Source organism: Paraburkholderia sp. GAS206C, assembly GCF_050435645.1.
GTDB lineage: Bacteria > Pseudomonadota > Gammaproteobacteria > Burkholderiales > Burkholderiaceae > Paraburkholderia > Paraburkholderia phenazinium_B.
This window is the reverse complement of record NZ_JBNDKR010000009.1, coordinates 182443-200298: the sequence shown is the minus strand read 5'-3', so window position 1 is coordinate 200298 and position 17856 is coordinate 182443. Positions and strand designations below refer to the sequence as shown.

15 protein-coding genes are annotated in these 17856 nt (G+C 62.8%); 6 read left to right on the top strand and 9 right to left on the bottom strand.

Features of this window, described 5'->3' with window-relative positions:
* Window positions 1-80: 80 nt before the first annotated feature.
* From P3T20_RS25575 to P3T20_RS25560, 4 genes are all read right to left on the bottom strand, one after another.
* Window positions 81-524, bottom strand: coding sequence for an acyl-CoA thioesterase (locus P3T20_RS25575; protein ID WP_074263922.1), 444 nt, complete (start codon window positions 522-524; stop codon window positions 81-83).
* A gap of 64 nt (window positions 525-588) precedes the next feature.
* On the bottom strand, window positions 589-1119 hold the full coding sequence (locus P3T20_RS25570) for an NUDIX domain-containing protein (RefSeq protein WP_074263921.1): 531 nt from the start codon (window positions 1117-1119) through the stop codon (window positions 589-591).
* Window positions 1120-1260: 141 nt separating this feature from the next.
* Entirely contained in the window at window positions 1261-2292 is a 1032-nt protein-coding gene (locus P3T20_RS25565; protein WP_074265980.1) for a threonine aldolase family protein, read from the bottom strand.
* Between the two features lie 157 nt (window positions 2293-2449).
* Window positions 2450-3748: a YbfB/YjiJ family MFS transporter gene (locus P3T20_RS25560; protein WP_429288232.1), complete on the bottom strand. Its 1299-nt coding sequence runs from the start codon at window positions 3746-3748 to the stop codon at window positions 2450-2452.
* Between the two features lie 150 nt (window positions 3749-3898).
* Here P3T20_RS25560 and P3T20_RS25555 point away from each other — a divergent pair, with 150 nt between their 5' ends.
* A complete protein-coding gene (locus P3T20_RS25555) occupies window positions 3899-4822 on the top strand; it encodes a LysR family transcriptional regulator (RefSeq protein ID WP_429288231.1) in 924 nt (307 codons plus the stop codon).
* Window positions 4823-5016: 194 nt separating this feature from the next.
* Here P3T20_RS25555 and alaS read toward each other — a convergent pair whose 3' ends face one another.
* Entirely contained in the window at window positions 5017-7641 is a 2625-nt protein-coding gene (alaS, locus tag P3T20_RS25550; RefSeq protein ID WP_429288230.1) for an alanine--tRNA ligase, read from the bottom strand.
* A 403-nt stretch (window positions 7642-8044) separates the two neighbouring features.
* Between alaS and P3T20_RS25545 the strand changes: the two genes are divergently transcribed.
* A complete protein-coding gene (locus P3T20_RS25545) occupies window positions 8045-9265 on the top strand; it encodes a CaiB/BaiF CoA transferase family protein (protein WP_429288229.1) in 1221 nt (406 codons plus the stop codon).
* 47 nt (window positions 9266-9312) lie between these two features.
* Here P3T20_RS25545 and ggt read toward each other — a convergent pair whose 3' ends face one another.
* Window positions 9313-11175 carry a gamma-glutamyltransferase gene (ggt, locus tag P3T20_RS25540; protein ID WP_429288228.1) on the bottom strand — a complete coding sequence of 621 codons (1863 nt, stop codon included), beginning with the start codon at window positions 11173-11175 and terminating at the stop codon, window positions 9313-9315.
* A gap of 258 nt (window positions 11176-11433) precedes the next feature.
* Here ggt and P3T20_RS25535 point away from each other — a divergent pair, with 258 nt between their 5' ends.
* Together P3T20_RS25535 and P3T20_RS25530 are read left to right on the top strand one after the other, a co-directional pair.
* The gene (locus P3T20_RS25535; RefSeq protein ID WP_429288227.1) at window positions 11434-13143 is read left to right on the top strand and encodes a glutamine--tRNA ligase/YqeY domain fusion protein; all 1710 of its coding nucleotides are present in this window, start codon (window positions 11434-11436) and stop codon (window positions 13141-13143) included.
* Between the two features lie 91 nt (window positions 13144-13234).
* Window positions 13235-14119 (top strand): transporter substrate-binding domain-containing protein, encoded by an 885-nt coding sequence (locus tag P3T20_RS25530; RefSeq protein WP_074265977.1) that lies wholly within the window; start codon window positions 13235-13237, stop codon window positions 14117-14119.
* A 12-nt stretch (window positions 14120-14131) separates the two neighbouring features.
* Here P3T20_RS25530 and P3T20_RS25525 read toward each other — a convergent pair whose 3' ends face one another.
* Complete coding sequence (locus P3T20_RS25525) at window positions 14132-14581, bottom strand: NUDIX hydrolase (RefSeq protein WP_429288226.1); 450 nt, start codon at window positions 14579-14581, stop codon at window positions 14132-14134.
* Between the two features lie 82 nt (window positions 14582-14663).
* Window positions 14664-15053, bottom strand: a complete 390-nt coding sequence (locus P3T20_RS25520) for an RT0821/Lpp0805 family surface protein (RefSeq protein ID WP_074263915.1) — start codon at window positions 15051-15053, stop codon at window positions 14664-14666.
* Between the two features lie 200 nt (window positions 15054-15253).
* Between P3T20_RS25520 and P3T20_RS25515 the strand changes: the two genes are divergently transcribed.
* Both P3T20_RS25515 and P3T20_RS25510 read left to right on the top strand, forming a co-directional pair.
* Window positions 15254-15484: a hypothetical protein gene (locus tag P3T20_RS25515; protein WP_074263914.1), complete on the top strand. Its 231-nt coding sequence runs from the start codon at window positions 15254-15256 to the stop codon at window positions 15482-15484.
* Between the two features lie 146 nt (window positions 15485-15630).
* Entirely contained in the window at window positions 15631-16254 is a 624-nt protein-coding gene (locus P3T20_RS25510; RefSeq protein ID WP_429288225.1) for a glutathione S-transferase family protein, read from the top strand.
* Window positions 16255-16285: 31 nt separating this feature from the next.
* On the opposite strand, the gene P3T20_RS25505 is transcribed toward P3T20_RS25510, so the two are convergent.
* The gene (locus tag P3T20_RS25505) at window positions 16286-17821 is read right to left on the bottom strand and encodes an MFS transporter (RefSeq protein ID WP_429288224.1); all 1536 of its coding nucleotides are present in this window, start codon (window positions 17819-17821) and stop codon (window positions 16286-16288) included.
* Window positions 17822-17856 lie beyond the last annotated feature (35 nt).

Here is a 17856-nt window from a genome sequence, read left to right as displayed (position 1 = left end):
ATTCAAACAGGGAGGATTGCCCGTCGATAGACAAAACAGGCGTAAAGACAAGTCGCGTTGCGCAACAGAAGCGAAAAAGACTAGGCCGTCACGACCACAAGCGGCTCAAGCGCCGCACGTAGCGCTGCAGGCAGCTCGACCGGCCGCCGCGTCGCACGATCTACATAGACGTGCACAAAGTGACCTTGCGCAGCAGCCTGTGCATCACCTTCCTTGAACAGACCCACCTCGTAACGCACGCTCGTCGAGCCGAGACGGATCACCCGCAGGCCGGCTTCGACACGCTCCGGAAACACCAGCGGCGCGAAGTAGTTGCACTGCGTTTCGACCACCAGGCCAATTGTTTCGCCGTGCTCGACATCGAGCACACCAGCGCGAATCAGATACTCATTCACAACCGTGTCGAAATAGCTGTAATAGACGACATTGTTCACATGGCCGTAGACATCGTTGTCCATCCAGCGAGTCGTGATCGGCAAGAAGTGACGGAAAGCCGCACGCGCGGCGGGAACGGGTTTGTTCATCGTAAGCAGTACGTAGATGATTGTTGGAGAAGGAAGTCTCGCGAACGCGAGCGAGCGTTTGCTGCTATTGTCCGGGCCGCTCGACGAACTCGAACGGCAGACCGCGACGGCGCATCCACTCGCCGAGCGCCTGTCCGGTGCCCGCGCGCCACGGCCGCAATCTGGCCGGTTCGACGAGCCGGTATTCGAGCAATTCGGGCGACAACGCGATCGTGCCGTAAGCCCGCACGTAATAGGCGATGATCAGTTCGTTCTTGCGCATGAATTCGTAGACGCCGACCAGTTCGACCGTCTCGGCCTGCAGCGAAGTCTCTTCGCGGACTTCGCGCGCAATGCCCTCCTCCGGCGTTTCGCCGTTTTCCAGAAAACCGGTGATCAGCGCGAACATCCCTTCAGGCCACGCAGCATTGCGCGCGAGCAGGATCTTGCCTTCGTACTCCACGATAGCGGCCACCACGGGCAGCGGATTGTTCCAGTGCACATAGCCGCATGTTTCGTCGGGGCAAACCTGACGCTCACGGCCGCCCTCGTGCTCGGCGTCAGTGCGCTCGACGAGAGGCGCAGCGCAACGGGGACAAAATCGGTAGTCGCTCATGGTGGGAAATCGTCTCTGGATAGGTCGGAATGGTATTGGGTTGTGCTGATTCAGCGCACACATCGCCGATGGTCAAGCCGCCCAACGCGCGGCGCAACCACACAGCGGTTATGTGGATTTCTCGCGGCATTCTTCGGGCGCTCACGCGGCGCAGAGTTCGCGCACCTGGGCCGCAAAGCGCTCGACGGTGTCGGGTTGGGTATCCCACGCGCACATCAGCCGGCAGCCACCCGCGCCGATGAATTCGTAGAACTTCCAGCCGTGCGAGCGCATCGCCTTCGCGACCGGCGCGGGCAACTGCGCGAACACCGCGTTCGATTCAGTCGGGAACATGATGCTCACGCCAGGAATCTCGGCGAGGCGGGTTTCCAGCAATTTCGCCATCGCGTTCGCGTGGCGCGCGTTACGCAGCCACACATCGCCGTCGAGCAGGCCCAGCCAGGGCGCGGAGATGAAGCGCATCTTCGAGGCGAGTTGTCCGGCTTGCTTGAGGCGATACGCGAAATCGTCAGCGAGCGCGCGGTCGAAGAACACCACCACCTCGCCGACCGGCAAGCCGTTCTTCGTGCCGCCGAAGCACAGCACGTCGACGCCCGCGCGCCACGTGATCTCGGATGGATGCACGTCGAGCGCGGCCACTGCGTTGGCGAAGCGCGCACCATCCATATGAACCTTCAGGTGACGACGCTTGGCAATCGCGGCAATCGCGCGCACTTCTTCGACGCTATAGACGGTGCCCACTTCGGTGGATTGCGTGAGCGTCACGACCTTCGGCTTCGGATAGTGGATATCGGCACGGCGCGTCACGACGGCTTCGATTGCATCGGGCGTCAGCTTGCCGCCAACTCCCGGCGCGGTCAGCAGTTTCGAGCCGTTCGAGAAGAATTCCGGGCCGCCGCACTCGTCGGTTTCGATATGCGCCAGTTCATGGCAGATCACCGAGTGATACGACTGGCACAGCGAAGCGAGCGCGAGCGAATTGGCCGCGGTGCCGTTGAAGACGAAGAACGCTTCGCAGTCGGTCTGGAACAGGTCACGCAAGCGGTCACAGACCCGCTGGGTCCAGGAGTCGTCGCCGTACGCGGGTTCGTGGCCGCTATTGTTGGCGGCGATCAGCGCATTGAGCGCTTCGGGACAGATACCCGCGTAGTTATCGGAGGCGAAATGTTGCATGGCTGGCGACGCGCCCGGCGACGGACGCTGGAGAGATGACCGGAAAGCGGTCATTTTAGTGCGCCAGCCAGTAAATTGTTTTTCGCCAGTCAGATTACGGGATGCTTTAGCGAGGCGGTGGCGGTGGCGGTGGCGGTGGCGGTGGCGGATGCGTCGGCTACGCCTGCTGCGACCTGTTTGGTCCGTTTGGCCTGTTTGGCCTGTTTGGCCGGTAAGCCACCCACATCAGTCCGAGCGCGCCGAGCAGCAGAGCGCCTGCCGCCAGCCACAACGCAAGGGAGAATGACCCGGTATGGACGGCGATTGGGGCCGCCACCAGCGGCCCGATGATCTGTCCGACGCCGTAGGCCGCAGTCGCGTAGCCCATCAGGCCGGCCGCGTGATCGCCACGCAGGCGGCGCGCCTCGCGCATCGCAAACAGGGTGATGGCGGTGAACGGCAGCCCGATTAACATACTACCGAGCCCGAAGCCGCCGGCCGTCGGCCAGACAATGCCGAGGGCCACGCCCGCCGCCTGCAGGACGTAACAGGCGGCCAGCAGGGTCCGATTGTCCCAGTGGTGCGGCAGACGCGCGGCGCCCAGTGCGCCCGCGATCAGCGCGAGGCCGAACATCGGCCAGAACAGATCGGGCCAGGCGGAGCCGGGCAGCGCATGATGGGCGATCACCGGCAGAAAGGTCGCCGTGATGATGTAGCCGAAGCCCGGCACGCCGTACAGCACGACTAGCCAGAAGGCGTCGGCACGATGCGGGGGATTAGTCGAGGAGGTCGTTGCAGAGGCTGTGGGCGAAGTCGAATGGGTTGGGTGACTAGCGTCGTTTCCGCCATTGCCGGCTGCAGATACCGCCGCGCCCGGCCCGGTGGGCACAGCAACAAACACCCGCCAGACCAGCGCGGACAGCACCGCTGCCGCGATCCCAAATCCCAGCCAACCCACCGTGGCCCCGAGGCGTCCCGCAGCACTCACGAACAACCCGGTCGCAATGATTCCAAACCCGGGCCCCGTGTAGATCACTCCGCCCCACCCATGTGCGCCCAGTTCGGCGAGCCGCCGCAATCCCCATTGCGACGCGAACACAAAGGTCCACGCGCTGACCGCGCCGGCAGCGAAGCGCACGATTGCCCAGACCCAGAAGTGGCTAGTCAGGCCCATCGCCAGGGTCAGCAGCACGGTCAAGGCGAGCCCCACGCGCACCATCCGCGCCGGTTCGACGCGCAGCGCCGCGCAGGCGAGCGCACCGGCAAAGTAGCCGGCGTAATTGCACGACGCAAGCCAGCCGCCGTGACGGATGTCGAGTCCGCCGCCATGCAGCATCAGCGGCAAGAGCGGCGTAAAGGCAAAGCGGCCAATACCGAGCGCCACCGCCAACACGACCATGCAGGCGATTGCGGCCTCGCGGGCCGGGTGAGGTCCGGCCGACGCGGCGAGTGGGCGAGTTGAGGCGAGATTGTCCATATGGCTGACTTCGAAAGGGGTCAAACGCGGCCAGATTGCGGGGCCGGGCGCAACAAATGCGATGCACCAGCGCCTTGAACCCATCATAGCTTGACGCTTCAATCACAAAAAATGAATAATATAGATACCAATGATCTCTTGGAGAGAACCATGGATCTGGCCGCATTGACCATTTTTCGCGCCGTAGTGCGCGAGAACGGCGTCACGCGCGCTGCCGCGAAGCTCAACCGGGTGCAGTCGAACGTGACCACCCGCATCAAGCAACTCGAAGAGCAGCTCGGCACCGAACTGTTCATCCGCGACGGCCGCAGGCTGGTGCTGACGCCCGCCGGTGAAACCCTGCTGCCCTATGCCGAACGGCTGCTGGCACTCGCCGACGAAGCACGTCAGGCACTGCGCGAAGATCATCCGAGCGGCCGGCTGCGGCTGGGCACCATGGAAAGCGCGGCGGCAAGCCGCCTGCCGGAGCTGCTCGCCCAATATCACCAGCGCTGGCCGGAGGTCGGGCTTGAACTGGAAACCGGGACGAGCGGTCGTTTGATCGAGCGGGTGCGGGCTTTCGAAGTGGACGCCGCGTTGATCGCCACCCCGCTCGCCCCCGGCTGGGATGGCGAGTTATTCGAATCCGTGCCGGTGTTTCGCGAAGAACTGGTGATGCTGACGCCGCGCGGCCATCGGCCGATTCGCGAGGGACGCGACATCGCGCTGTCGACGCTGATTGCATTCGAGCGCGGCTGCGCGTATCGCAGCTATGTCGAGAAGTGGTACATGGAGCATGGCATCCGCCCGGCGCGGGTGCTGGAGCTCGGTTCCTATCATGCGATCGTCGCGTGTGTAGCGGCGGGCGCGGGCGTGGCTGTCGCGCCACGCTCGGTGCTCGACCTGCAGCACGATATGAACAACATCGCGGTTCATTCGCTCGACGACCTGGGCATCATAGATACGCTGCTCGTCTGGCGACGCGGCCATTTCTCGTCTGCGCTCAAAGCGCTGCGCGAGACCTTGCTGGCCAGCAGCAATCTGGCGGAGCCAGTGGGTGGACAAGTCGAGGTAGGGTTGCCGACGGCGGCCTGACCGCTGGAGCGATGGTCGGGTTGCAACGCTTGGTGTCATGGCTACGACTACGTCCACAGCACCGCGCCCACTCCGTCACCGCACGGAAAACAAAAGAGCCGCGAGTTTTTACGCTCGCGGCTCTTTTGTTTCGGAGCTACAGCCACACACACGGGCGCTCCCGCTGGCTTGCTCCGGATGGCTTAAATCAGCGCTTACAACTGGGCTTCCACCCAGCCCTTCACGCCGGCCAACGCTGCCGGCAGATTCGCCGGCTCGGTGCCGCCCGCCTGGGCCATATCGGGACGGCCACCGCCTTTACCGCCCACCTGCTGGGCCACGAAGTTGACGAGTTCACCGGCCTTCACCTTCTTGCTCGCGTCCGCTGTCACGCCAGCGATCAGGCTGACCTTGCCGCCTTCCACCGAAGCCAGCACGATAGCCGCGCTCTTCAGCTTGTCCTTCAGCTTGTCGACCGTTTCGCGCAGCGTCTTGACGTCCGCACCGTCGAGCGTCGCGGCCAGCACGTGCACGCCCGCGACTTCAATTGCCTGGCTAACCAGTTCGTCGCCCTGGCTCGAAGCCATCTTCGACTTGAGCGCGCCGAGTTCCTTCTCCAGCGCCTTCACCTGATCCTGCACCTGGACGATCCGTTGCGTGAGCTCCGCAGGCTGCGCTTTCAGCGCAGCCGCGGCCGAATTGATGCGAGCGTCGAGTTCCTGCACGTAGCGCACCGCGTTGTCGCCGGTGATCGCTTCCACGCGACGGATACCAGCCGCAACGCCACCTTCCATCACGATCTTGAAGAAGCCGATATCTCCAGTGCGTTGCACGTGCGTCCCGCCGCACAGCTCGCGCGAGAAGCCAAGGTCGAGCACACGCACTTCGTCGCCGTACTTCTCGCCGAACAGCGCCATGGCGCCGCCCTTGACGGCTTCGTCGAACGGCATCACGCGCACGATGCCCGGCGCATTCGCCAGTACTTCGGCATTGACGATGGCTTCGACCTGACGGATCTGTTCGTCCGTCATCGGCGCGTTGTGCGCGAAGTCGAAGCGGGTCTTGTCGGCGTCGACGAGTGAACCCTTCTGTTGCACATGCGTACCCAGTACTTCGCGCAGCGCCTTGTGCATCAGGTGGGTGGCCGAGTGGTTGCGCTCGGTGCGTGCGCGCCGCACGGCGTCGATTTCCGCCTTCACGACGTCGCCAACCTTCAGCGTGCCCTGCTCGAGCGTGCCGTGATGGCCGACCACATCGGCTTGCACCTTCAGCGTGTCCACCACCGCGAATCGCACGCTCGCGTTGGCCAGCACGCCTGCGTCGCCGACCTGGCCGCCCGATTCCGCGTAGAACGGCGTGTGGTCCAGCACGACCACCGCCTGCTGGCCCTGAGTCGCTTCCTTGACCGATGCGCCATCCACGTAAAGCGCGATCACCTTCGCGTCGTCGAAGACGATTTCTTCGTAGCCGTGGAACGTGGTTTTTGCGCCCGAATACTCGAGGCCCTGGGCCATCTTAAACTTGCCGGCCGCGCGAGCCTGGTCACGCTGGCGGGCCATGGCTTCGTCGAACGCGGCTTCATCTACCGTCACCTCGCGTTCGCGGCACACGTCTGCCGTCAGGTCGAGCGGGAAGCCGTAGGTGTCGTGCAGCTTGAATGCGAGTTCGCCGTCGAGTGTCTTGCCACCCTTTGCGTCCAGATCGGCCAGTGCGCTTTCGAGAATCGACATGCCGTGCTCGATGGTCTCGAAGAAGCGCTCTTCCTCCTGACGCAGCACGTCGGTCACGCGTTGTTCTGCGTCCTTCAGTTCCGGGTAAGCCTCGCCCATCTGCGCGACCAGATCCGGCACCAGACGATTGAAGAACGAACCCTTCTTGCCCAGCTTGTAGCCGTGACGGATCGCGCGGCGCACGATACGGCGCAGCACGTAGCCGCGGCCTTCGTTGCCCGGAATCACGCCGTCGACGATCAGGAACGAACACGCGCGGATGTGATCGGCGATCACCTTCAGCGAGTTGTTCGTGAGATCGGCCACACCGGTTTCGCGGCCCGCTGCCTTGATGAGCGCCTGGAACAGGTCGATCTCGTAGTTGCTGTGCACGTGCTGCAGGACGGCTGCGATCCGCTCGAGACCCATGCCGGTGTCGACGCACTGCTTGGGCAGCGGCGTCAGCGTGCCTTGCGCGTCACGGCTGAACTGCATGAACACGAGATTCCAGATCTCGATGTAGCGGTCGCCGTCTTCCTCGGGTGATCCCGGAGGGCCACCCCACACTTCCGGGCCGTGGTCATAGAAGATTTCCGAGCACGGGCCGCAGGGACCAACATCGGCCATCTGCCAGAAATTGTCCGACGCGTAGCGCGCGCCCTTGTTGTCGCCAATGCGGATGATCCGCTCGGTCGGCACGCCCACTTCCTTCGCCCAGATGTCATAGGCCTCGTCGTCTTCCTGATAGACGGTGACCCAGAGCTTGTCTTTGGGCAGCTGGTACACGCCTGTCAGCAGTTCCCACGCGTAGTGGATTGCGTCGCGCTTGAAGTAGTCGCCAAACGAGAAGTTGCCGAGCATCTCGAAGAACGTGTGGTGGCGGGCCGTGTAGCCGACGTTTTCGAGGTCGTTGTGCTTGCCGCCCGCGCGCACGCTGCGCTGCGCCGTTGTAGCGCGCGAGTACGGACGCGATTCCGCGCCGAGGAACACGTCCTTGAACTGCACCATCCCCGAATTGGTGAAGAGCAGCGTGGGGTCGTTGCCGGGCACAAGGCTCGACGAGCGAACGATCGTATGGCCCTTCGATTCGAAGAACTTGAGGAATTTCTCGCGGATTTCGGCGGCTTTCATAGCGTACTGGGGACGGTCCTGACTGGATCTGGCGACATCCGGGACAGACACCTGGAATGCGCCAACCGATTGTTGCTTAAACGACTGATTATACGGGATCGGCGGCCTCGCGAGGCGGCGCAGCGCCGCCAGAGCGCAGGATTAGCCGTTCGGCCAGGTTTTGGCAGCGGGCGCTATGTTTCGGGGCGTGTCGTTCGACCTATGCCATTCGGCCGAATGGGCCTGAACGCGGGAATCGCTTAAGATTCCGGACATCGACGCTGCAATGCCATTGCATCGACACCAAAGCGCGCCACTGCGGGCGCATCGGCTTCGCAGTCTGGCCAACCGCAACAATTTTGCATGGGACCGGAGCAAGCGCTGAAGCGCCAACCCCGGCCGACACTGGAGACATCGACACAATATGGGCGCTCTCAGTCATATCCGCGTGCTGGACCTCACTCGCGTGCTCGCCGGCCCGTGGTGCGCGCAAACGCTCGCCGACTTCGGCGCGGACGTCATCAAGATCGAACGCCCGGAGGTCGGCGACGACACCCGCCACTGGGGGCCCCCATACCTCAAAACGCCGGACGGTGCGGATACTCACGAGGCCGCCTACTACCTCGCTGCGAATCGCAACAAGCGCTCGGTAACCGTGGATATCGCCACCCCCGAAGGGCAGCGCATCATTCGCGAACTGGCCGCGCAGAGCGACGTGGTGATGGAAAACTACAAGGTCGGCCAGTTGCAGAAATACGGCCTCGACTACGCGTCGCTGAAGGAAATCAAGCCGGACCTCATCTACTGCTCCGTGACCGGCTTCGGTCAAACCGGTCCGTACGCGCAACGGGCAGGCTATGACTTCATCGTGCAGGGTATCGGCGGTTTCATGAGCATCACCGGCGAGCGCGACGGCTTGCCGGGCGGCGGTCCGCAAAAGGCCGGCGTGGCGATCGCCGATCTGATGACCGGCATGTATTCGACCGTTGCCGTGCTGACCGCACTCACGCATCGCGACCGCACGGGCGAAGGCCAGTACATCGACATGGCGCTGCTCGACGTACAGGTTGCGATGCTGGCGAACATGAACTCGAATTTCCTCGCGAGCGGTCAGCCGCCGGCACGCTGGGGCAACGCGCATCCGAACATCGTGCCCTACCAGACCTTCCAGACGAGCGACGGCTGGATCATCGTCGCGGTCGGCAACGACGGGCAATTTCGCAAATTCGTCGAAGCCGGTGGCCGCGCAGAGTTGGCCGACGACGAGCGCTTCGCCACCAACCCTGCGCGCGTGCGCAATCGCGATACGCTGGTGCCGATCCTCGCGGAGATGGTCCGCACGCTCGGCAAGCAGCAATGGATTGCGGCGCTCGAGGCGGCCGGCGTTCCATGCGGTCCGATCAACGATCTGGCCGAGGTGTTCGAGAACGAGCAGGTGGTGGCGCGCGGCATGCGGGTCGATCTGCCGCATCCGTCCGGCGGCAACGTGAAACTGGTGCGCAATCCGATCAACATGAGCGGCACGCCACCGCAGGCGCTGACACACCCGCCCACGCTCGGTGAGCATACCGAGACCGTCCTGCGCGAGGTGCTGGGCTATGACGAGGACCGGATTGCAGCGTTGCGCGCGCAAGCGGTGATCTGAGAGCCGGGCGGCGCGCGGGGCGCACGGCCCGGCCCCCGCCGCGAGCCCTATTGGAATACCCCGCCTACGCCCGCACCGCGCGGGTCCGCCGCCGGTTGTGGGGTCGTGCCTTCGACGCGAATCAACTGCACATCGCCGTTGAACGACTGCCCGCTGAGCGTATAGCCCTTGGCCTTTAGCTGGTCAGCCAGTTCGCCAGTAATGGGATGATACGGCTCCCAGTAGATGGTCTTTTGCGGCAGCAATTGATGATGGAAGCGCATCGCGGCCTGCGCATCGGCCGGCGACATGCCGAAGTCGTAAATATCCGTCATCACCTGGAAAATCGTCGTGAAGATCCGCGAGCCGCCCGGTGTGCCGATCACGAGCGCCACCTTGCCATCCTTCAAAAGGATGGTGGGCGTCATCGACGACAGGGGCCGACGGCCGGCCGCGATCGTGTTCGGACCGTCGGCAACCGTAGCAGGCCGCTCCGTGTCCGCCGTCTCGGTCCCGCTTCCGGCCGTCGGATCGCTTCCGGCCGTGGGCTCGCTAGCGGATGCCGGGATGCTCGCGCTCGCCGCCGACGGCGCACTAGCGGTAGCTGGCGACGCGGCGCTCGCCGACACGCCAACGGGCCTGGTGATGAAGTCGTCCATCTGATCGTTGAGCAGGAAACCGCCGCCATCCACCACCACGCCGGAACCGAACGAGCCATTCAGCGTATAGGTGTTCGAGACCGCGTTGCCCCATTTGTCCACCACCGAGAAGTGCGTCGTCTGCGGCTTTTCTAACGTCCCGCCAGCAAGACCCGGTTTCACGGGCGCCGCGCCCGGCACCTCATCGGCGCTCACTTCGCCAGCACGGTGCGCAAGATAAGCATCGTCAAGCAGCTTGTCGACCGGTACTGGCGTCGCATCGGGATCGTCCATGTATTGCTCGCGGTCGGCAAACACCCGGTCCTCGATCTGTGCGATCAGGTGGATATACGGCGCCGAATTCAGCGCAAGGCCGTCGAAGTTCTGCTTCAGATCGGCCTTCATCTTGAGCATCTGGATCAGCCCGACACCGCCCGAGCTGGGCGGCGGCGCGGTGACAATCTGATACCCGTTCCAGTCGGCACGGAGCGGTTCGCGCCAGACCGCCTTGTACTGCTGCAGATCCTGTTTGCCGAGGAGGCCATGGCCAAGCATCTGCTTCACCACCAGATCGGCCGTCTGACCTTCATAGAATTCGCGCCCGCCGTCACTGGCAATCCGCGAAAGCGTCTGGGCCAGTTCGGGCTGCTGAAAATTGACGCCCGCCTTCAGGTTGGCGAAATAGGCGTCGAAATCGGTCTTGCCGGCAAACGCCGGCGCGGCGTCGGCGCGACTCTTCGCGAGCCGCGAGTCGACCTTGAAGCCGTCCGTTGCATAGCGGATCGCCGGTGCCAGCACCTGTTTCCACTTCAGCTTGCCGAAGCGCCGCTGCGCCTCCCACAAGCCATCAACCGTGCCCGGCACGGCCACCGCGCGAAAGCCCACCGTGCTCATGCCTGCAACCGGATGGCCCTTGTCGTCGAGGTACATATCGCGCGTCGCCCGCTGCGGCGCCCGTTCAAGATAATCGAGGAAATACGGTTTGCCACCTACGTACAGCGTCATGAATCCACCGCCGCCAAGACCGCCAGCGTCGGGATCGGTCACGGCCAAAGTGAACGCAATCGCAACCGCAGCGTCCACGGCATTTCCACCCTGCGCAAAAATCTGCTGCGCAGTGCTGGCGCTGTACTGATCGGGAACCGCTGCAGCCGAGCCGTCCAGAACCGGCTTCGGTTCCGCACTTTTCGCCAGCGCCGGCGTGGCCGTCACCAGTGCCGCCACGCAGCCTGCGCCCAGCACCGCTGCGCCCGCGAGCCGTTTCAGCCCGACGTAAAAGGCCTTGTTCATCATGAATTCCTTTCAGACAAGTTTCATATCCTGCAAGGCGGCCAGTCCGGCGCCGCGACGGTCGCATCCTAAGGTCGCCGTTCACGCGAAAACAAAGCGATTTACCTCCTGTTACACCGTGCAACCGCGCGCAAAAAGCCCTGAAACGTTGGCTGGAAGCCGCACTCAGCCGCATGCGGTCTGTCGGAAGGGAAGCTGTCAGGTAGAATTGACAGATAAGTGAGCGCATTGCGCGCCCTCGACCGACTTTCTCCTCTTCGCATGAATACTGAACGCAACGACGCGCCGGCGGCATCCAATTTCATTCGCAACACCATTGACGAAGACAACCGCTCCGGCAAGTGGGGCCAGCGCGTGGAAACGCGTTTCCCGCCGGAACCGAATGGCTATCTGCACATCGGCCACGCTAAAAGCATCTGCCTGAACTTCGGCGTAGCGCGCAGCTACGGCGGCATTTGCCATCTGCGTTTTGACGACACCAATCCGGAAAAGGAAAGTGTCGAGTACGTCGAATCGATCATCGACGCCGTGAAATGGCTCGGTTTCGAGTGGAAGAAAGACGGCAACGAACACCTCTACTACGCAAGCGACTACTACGACAAACTCTACGAGTTTGCCGAACTGCTGATCCAGCGCGGCAAGGCCTATGTGGATAGTCAGTCGGCCGAAGAAATGCGCCTGAGCCGCGGCTCGGCCACCGAAGTGGGCACGCCCTCGCCGTTCCGCGAACGTTCGGTGGAGGAGAACCTCGATCTGTTCCGCCGCATGAAGGCCGGCGAGTTCAAGGAAGGCGAACACGTGCTGCGCGCGAAGATCGACATGGCGTCGCCGAACTTCAACATGCGCGACCCGGTCATCTACCGGATCCGCTTTGCCCACCACTACCGCACCGGCGACAAGTGGTGCGTGTATCCGATGTACGACTACACGCATTGCATCTCTGACGCGTTGGAAAACATCACGCATTCGCTGTGCACGCTGGAGTTCGAAGACCACCGGCCGCTGTACGACTGGATTCTGAACGAGCTCGCCGAAGCCGGCATCTTCAACCGCCCGCTGCCGCAACAGATCGAATTCTCGCGCCTGAACCTGACGTATGCGATCACCAGCAAGCGCAAGCTGCTGCAACTCGTCACCGAAGGTCACGTGGACGGCTGGGACGATCCGCGCATGCCCACCATAGTCGGCGTACGCCGCCGCGGCTTCACGCCGGAGGCGATCCAGTTGTTCTGCGAACGCATCGGCGTGACGAAGGTCGATTCGTGGATCGACATGAGCGTGTTCGAAGGCGCACTACGCGACGACCTCGACGACAAGGCACCGCGCACGGCCGCCGTGCTCGACCCGGTCAAGCTGATCATCGACAACTACCCCGAAGATCTCACCGAAGAGTGCAATGCGCCGGTGCACCCGCATCATCCGGAACACGGCACGCGCGTGTTCCCGATCTCGCGCGAACTGTGGATCGAGCGTGACGACTACAACGAAACGCCGCCCAAGGGTTACTTCCGTCTGTTCCCCGGTAACAAGGTGCGTCTGCGTTACGGCTATGTGATCGAATGCACGGGCGCGGACAAGGATGAGAACGGCAACGTGACCGCGGTCCACTGCAACTACTTCCCCGACAGCAAGTCCGGCACTGAAGGCGCGAACACCTACAAGGTCAAAGGCAACATTCACTGGGTCAGCGCCGTGGGCGCCTGCCCGGCCGAAGTGCGCATCTACGATCGTCTGTTCAAGGAACCGCAGCCGGACGCAGGCGGCCGCGATTACCTCGAAGCGCTTAATCCGGATTCGAAGCGGGTGGTCAACGCCTACCTGGAGCCGGGTGCGCGTGACGCGCTGCCCGAACAGCGGTATCAGTTCGAACGGCATGGCTACTTCGTCGCCGACCGCCTCGATTCGAAACCGGGCAAGCCAGTATTCAATCGCATCGTGAGTCTGCGAGACAGTTGGGGCAAGCCAGCGTAAGCTAGACCAATTGAGCCGGGTCAACTGGGGTGACGGTGCCCACACCGCTCCGGGAGGAACGATGATGTTTGCAGCCTGCCATCCGTCCCACATGCGCGCCGCGCTGGTCGCGCTTGCTACGGCATGGCTCGCGTGCTCCGCGCAGGCGCAGGAACTCACCGGTACGCTCAGGAAAGTTCACGACGACGGGGTCGTCCTGCTCGGCGTGCGCGAAGCCTCGATCCCCTTCTCCTATTTCGACGGCCAGACCACGGTGGGCTACTCGCAGAGCATCGCGATGGCGATCGTCGAGCAGATCAAGAAAACACTCGGCCTGCCCGATCTCAAGATACGCGAAGTTGCGGTGACCTCGTCGAATCGCATCCCGATGCTGCAAAACAGCCAGATCGACCTCGAATGCGGTTCGACCACGCACACGCATGAACGCGAGAGCGAAGCGGCCTTCTCCGACAGTTTCTTCCAGTACGCGGTGCGCATGCTCGTGAAGCGCAGCAGCGGCATCACCGATTTCCCGGATCTGGCCGGCAAACCGGTGGTAACGACCGCGGGGACGTCCGACGAACGGCTCGTGCGCGAGTTGAACGTCGAGAAGCATCTCAACATGCGCATCACCAGCGCGCGAGATCATTCGGACGCGTTTGTCGCGCTCAAACAGGATCGGGCCGTGGCCTTTGTGATGGACGAACCGATTGTGTACGGCTTCAAGGCGACTGACGCGCATCCTGACGACTTCCTGGTGACAGGTACGCCGCTCGGCTATGAGGTCTACGCGTGCATGTTCCGCAAAGGCGATGCGCCGATGCGGGAACTGGTCAACGGTGTGGTCGAACGGATGCAGACATCGGGCGAGGCGGAGCATCTCTACAACGTGTGGTTCACACAGCCGATTCCGCCTCACGGGATCAATCTCAATTTTCCGATGTCGGCGGCGATGCGTGCCTTGTTCGCGCATCCGAACGATCGCGCGCTCGACTGAGCGCTCCTCGCATCACAGCGTGTGATGCAGTTCGGCCAGCGAAAGCGTGGTCTGAAACAGCCGCGTCAGACTGCGGCTCGCATACCGTTCCACTTCGTCCGGCGCGGCCCAGCGGTATGCATCCATTTCGGGAATCAGCTTGCCGTCCGAGCGGCGCGGAAACATCGACGTGCAAACGCAGCGCGTGAGGTCAAGCTCATCGTCATGAGCACGCGCGGCGAACAGATGCAGATCCTTGTCACGCCGGTAGACGAAGAGGCCGAGATCCTTCAACCGCCCCGCGTCGATCACAAGGGCGGTCTCCTCGACCATCTCGCGCAGCGCCGTGACGTGCGGCGCCTCGCCCTCCTCGCCATGCCCTTTCGGGATATCCCAGTGGGACGTTTCGGTGGCGTGCGCGAGCAGCACACGTCCATGCGGATCGAGCAGCACGATGCCGCACGAAACAATGCGCGCACTCATCCTGTGACGCCGCGGCGCAGTTGCGGCGCTCCGCCAGCATCGAGCGGCAACGCCGTCATGGCCGCGCTCCAGCCGTCACGCATCAAGGCTTCTTCTGGAGTTGCCATGCGCCGCTGCCGGCGCGGCAGAATTGCGGGCGTAGCGTCATCGACTGCCCTTTCGCGTTCAGCACGACGGCTACGTCGCGGCAGGTGCGGTCGCCGTCCTTGGCGGTGCTCTGCGGCGTGATGGTCGCGTCGATGTGTACGGAGTTGCCCGTGCCATCGTTGACCCAGGTGGCGGCTTCGCCATCCTGCTTGCCATCGAGCGCGCTAAACACGGCCGCCTTCACCGAGTCGATGTCGCGCTGCTTCATGTAGCTGATCGGCGTATTGCCAAGGAAGCCGAGATTCGCTGCGTATGCGCCGACGGATGCCGCCAGCAGCAATCCGCCCAACGTGACGTGAAACAGGGCACGGGTTCGCATCGACATTGAGTGTTCTCCTCGAAAGATCCTTCTGGCGGTCACGAAGCGGTTCGTGATCTGGACCTGAAAAGGATAGCATGACGCTCATGTCCGAGTGGGGTCAGCGCGTGTTTTCAGACTCGTCCCATGGTTGCGTTCACGGCGAATTCCTAAGATTCAAGGCTTAGCGCAAATCTTTGCGCGCATCCTACTCTGCCGCCGCTCCCATGGAACTCTCGTTCGCTCTCAAAGCTTTTTCCGTGATCCTGGTGCTCTTCTGCATCGCACTTATGCCGTTCTTCGTTCGGCGTGACCCCGCGCCGGTGCATAGCGTTGTCAGCGCCGAGGCACTGCCCCGGGCGCAATGGCCGGGCGTCATCACTCGCATGGGTGCGGTCACGTTGTTGGCATCGTTCGTGTTGCTGATCGGCGGCTGTTATCTGCTGCTCAATGGCTGATCACCGATTGATCAACCGTTGATCCTCCGCCCTCTCTTCAGCTTCACGGCGTCCCAGATGTGCCGCCTGCATCCTCCCAAACTGTATCTGTCCTCTCCCACTGCGCTCCCCTAGAATGTCGCAGCCCGCCACCATCTGGAGTGCGCATGCTGCAAATACTCGGGAAAGTCACGTCGATCAACGTCCGCAAGGTACTTTGGACCTGTGCGGAGTTGCAATTGCCTTTTGAACAGGAAGACTGGGGAGCCGGCTTCAGGTCCACCGAAACGGCCGAGTTTCAGGCGCTCAACCCCAATTCAATGGTGCCGGTTATCAAGGACGACGGCTTTGTGCTGTGGGAATCGAATACGATCATTCGCTACCTGGCCTCGCGCTATGGCGGCGTGCAACTCTATCCCGCTGAACCGCAAGCGCGGGCGCGCGTCGACCAATGGATCGACTGGCAAAGTGCCGAGCTAAACCGGGCATGGAGTTATGCCTTCCTGGCGTTGGTCAGAAAGTCGCCCGCGCATCAGGACGCAGAAGCGATCGAAGCGTCGTCGCAGAATTGGACGAGACATATCGGCATCGTGAACCGGCAGTTGGAAGCGACGGGAGCGTTCATCGCCGGACGCGATTTTTCGCTCGCGGATATCCCGATTGGTCTCTCACTGAACCGCTGGTTCAGCACCCCGCTCGATCATCCGGATTTTCCTGCCGTGACCGACTATTTCGAGCGGCTGAGCGAGCGCCCCGGTTTCCTGACCTACTGCAAAAACGGTACGCCGTAGGCACGGCGAGCGAATTAATCCACTCCATCGATCAGTCCACCGACAACTCCAGCACCTGCTCCGTCGCAGCTTCGTGCGGCGCAGTTTCCTGCGCGCTCACAAGCCACCAGCACAACACCGCTGCGCCCAGCGCAACAAGACTGGCAGCCAGCAGCACGCCTTCGTAGCCGAAGCCCAAACTATGCTGTGCAACGGATGCCGCTCCGCCCTGCGCATGAATGAGCGCCGTGGCCGACGCGAGATTACCGTCTGCGATCGCATGCGTGATCGCCAGCCGGTCAGATGCAGCGACGTCAGGCAACGCTTCGCCGACGCTTGCGCCGATCCGCGCGAACAGAATGGCGCCCAGCGCCGCAAAGCCAACCACGATGCCGCTAAAGCGCATCGTCCCGGAGACGCCTGAGGCCATCCCCGCGCGCTCAACAGGAATGACGGTCATGCCCACTTTGGCGATCTGTCCGTTCAGAATACCCGCCCCCATTGACGCGATCAGCATGCTTTCGAAGATCGCCGGATAGTGAAAGAGCGTGATTCTGAGTGCCGTGAGCAGGAGACCAACACCCACACAAGCGAGGCCGATCACGAGCAGCGTACGTCCGGACAGGCGATGGTCCAGATACAGCGCAACCAGGCGCGGGACGACAAACAACGGCACAGCAAGCGGCAGCATCAATAGCCCGGCGATCAGCGGCGCGTAGCCGAGCGCGCTCTGAAAGAAAAACGGCAGATACGTGAGCATCGTCAGAAAAGCGACGGCATAGGAGACGCCCGCAATGTTCGCTCCGAGATACGTGCGGCGCGCAAGATACTTCAGATCGACCATGGGCCTGGTTTGCACCGACTCCACCACCAGAAAGGCAATCAGCATCGCGACGGCAACACCCAGTTCGACGAGGACCGGCCTGCTTAGCCATCCTGCACGATTGCCCGAGATCAGCGCCAGCGTAAGCAGCCCCAGAAATCCGCTAAACGTCAGAACACCAGCCGTGTCGACGCGCATGGCATGCGGGTCTTTCGACTCCGTCACCGCATACAGCGTCAACGCGATCATCGCGATGCCAACCGGCAGGTTCACGTAGAAGGCCCACTGCCAGCCAAAGTATTGCGTGATCAGGCCGCCCGCCACCGGGCCGAGCATGATGGCCACGCCAATCACCGAACCCCAGAATGCAAACGCGCTGGCGCGCTCCTTGCCCTGAAAACTATGCGACAGGATCGCCAGTGCGGCGCTCAACTGGAGCGCCGCGCCAACGCCCTGCAAGGCGCGGGCGTAGTTGAGCAGCGTCGTCGAATTCGCGGCACCGCAGATGCCGGAAGCCACCGTAAAAACGGTCAGCCCGATCACCAGCATCCGCTTACGACCGAAGCGATCGGCGAGCGCCCCGGCCGGCATGACCAGCGTGGCAAAAGCAAGGGTGTAGGCGCTGATCACCCACTCGATAGCCGTGAAATCCGCATGCAATGACCGTGCTATCGAAGACAGCGAGACCGCAACGATGTTGGAGTCCAGGTTGATCATGAACGACGGCACAGACACGCACAGCAAGACCAGCAACCTGTTTTGCATTTCGACCACCTGTGGGATGCATCGCGGTTTCTGCG

Bases quoted from the DNA above. Each gene is read 5' to 3' on its own strand.
- P3T20_RS25575 (WP_074263922.1), bottom strand. From the start codon at position 524: ATGAACAAACCCGTTCCCGCCGCGCGTGCGGCTTTCCGTCACTTCTTG.
- P3T20_RS25570 (WP_074263921.1), bottom strand. From the start codon at position 1,119: ATGAGCGACTACCGATTTTGTCCCCGTTGCGCTGCGCCTCTCGTCGAG.
- P3T20_RS25565 (WP_074265980.1), bottom strand. From the start codon at position 2,292: ATGCAACATTTCGCCTCCGATAACTACGCGGGTATCTGTCCCGAAGCG.
- P3T20_RS25560 (WP_429288232.1), bottom strand. From the start codon at position 3,748: ATGGACAATCTCGCCTCAACTCGCCCACTCGCCGCGTCGGCCGGACCT.
- P3T20_RS25555 (WP_429288231.1), top strand. From the start codon at position 3,899: ATGGATCTGGCCGCATTGACCATTTTTCGCGCCGTAGTGCGCGAGAAC.
- alaS (WP_429288230.1), bottom strand. From the start codon at position 7,641: ATGAAAGCCGCCGAAATCCGCGAGAAATTCCTCAAGTTCTTCGAATCG.
- P3T20_RS25545 (WP_429288229.1), top strand. From the start codon at position 8,045: ATGGGCGCTCTCAGTCATATCCGCGTGCTGGACCTCACTCGCGTGCTC.
- ggt (WP_429288228.1), bottom strand. From the start codon at position 11,175: ATGATGAACAAGGCCTTTTACGTCGGGCTGAAACGGCTCGCGGGCGCA.
- P3T20_RS25535 (WP_429288227.1), top strand. From the start codon at position 11,434: ATGAATACTGAACGCAACGACGCGCCGGCGGCATCCAATTTCATTCGC.
- P3T20_RS25530 (WP_074265977.1), top strand. From the start codon at position 13,235: ATGCGCGCCGCGCTGGTCGCGCTTGCTACGGCATGGCTCGCGTGCTCC.
- P3T20_RS25525 (WP_429288226.1), bottom strand. From the start codon at position 14,581: ATGAGTGCGCGCATTGTTTCGTGCGGCATCGTGCTGCTCGATCCGCAT.
- P3T20_RS25520 (WP_074263915.1), bottom strand. From the start codon at position 15,053: ATGTCGATGCGAACCCGTGCCCTGTTTCACGTCACGTTGGGCGGATTG.
- P3T20_RS25515 (WP_074263914.1), top strand. From the start codon at position 15,254: ATGGAACTCTCGTTCGCTCTCAAAGCTTTTTCCGTGATCCTGGTGCTC.
- P3T20_RS25510 (WP_429288225.1), top strand. From the start codon at position 15,631: ATGCTGCAAATACTCGGGAAAGTCACGTCGATCAACGTCCGCAAGGTA.
- P3T20_RS25505 (WP_429288224.1), bottom strand. From the start codon at position 17,821: ATGCAAAACAGGTTGCTGGTCTTGCTGTGCGTGTCTGTGCCGTCGTTC.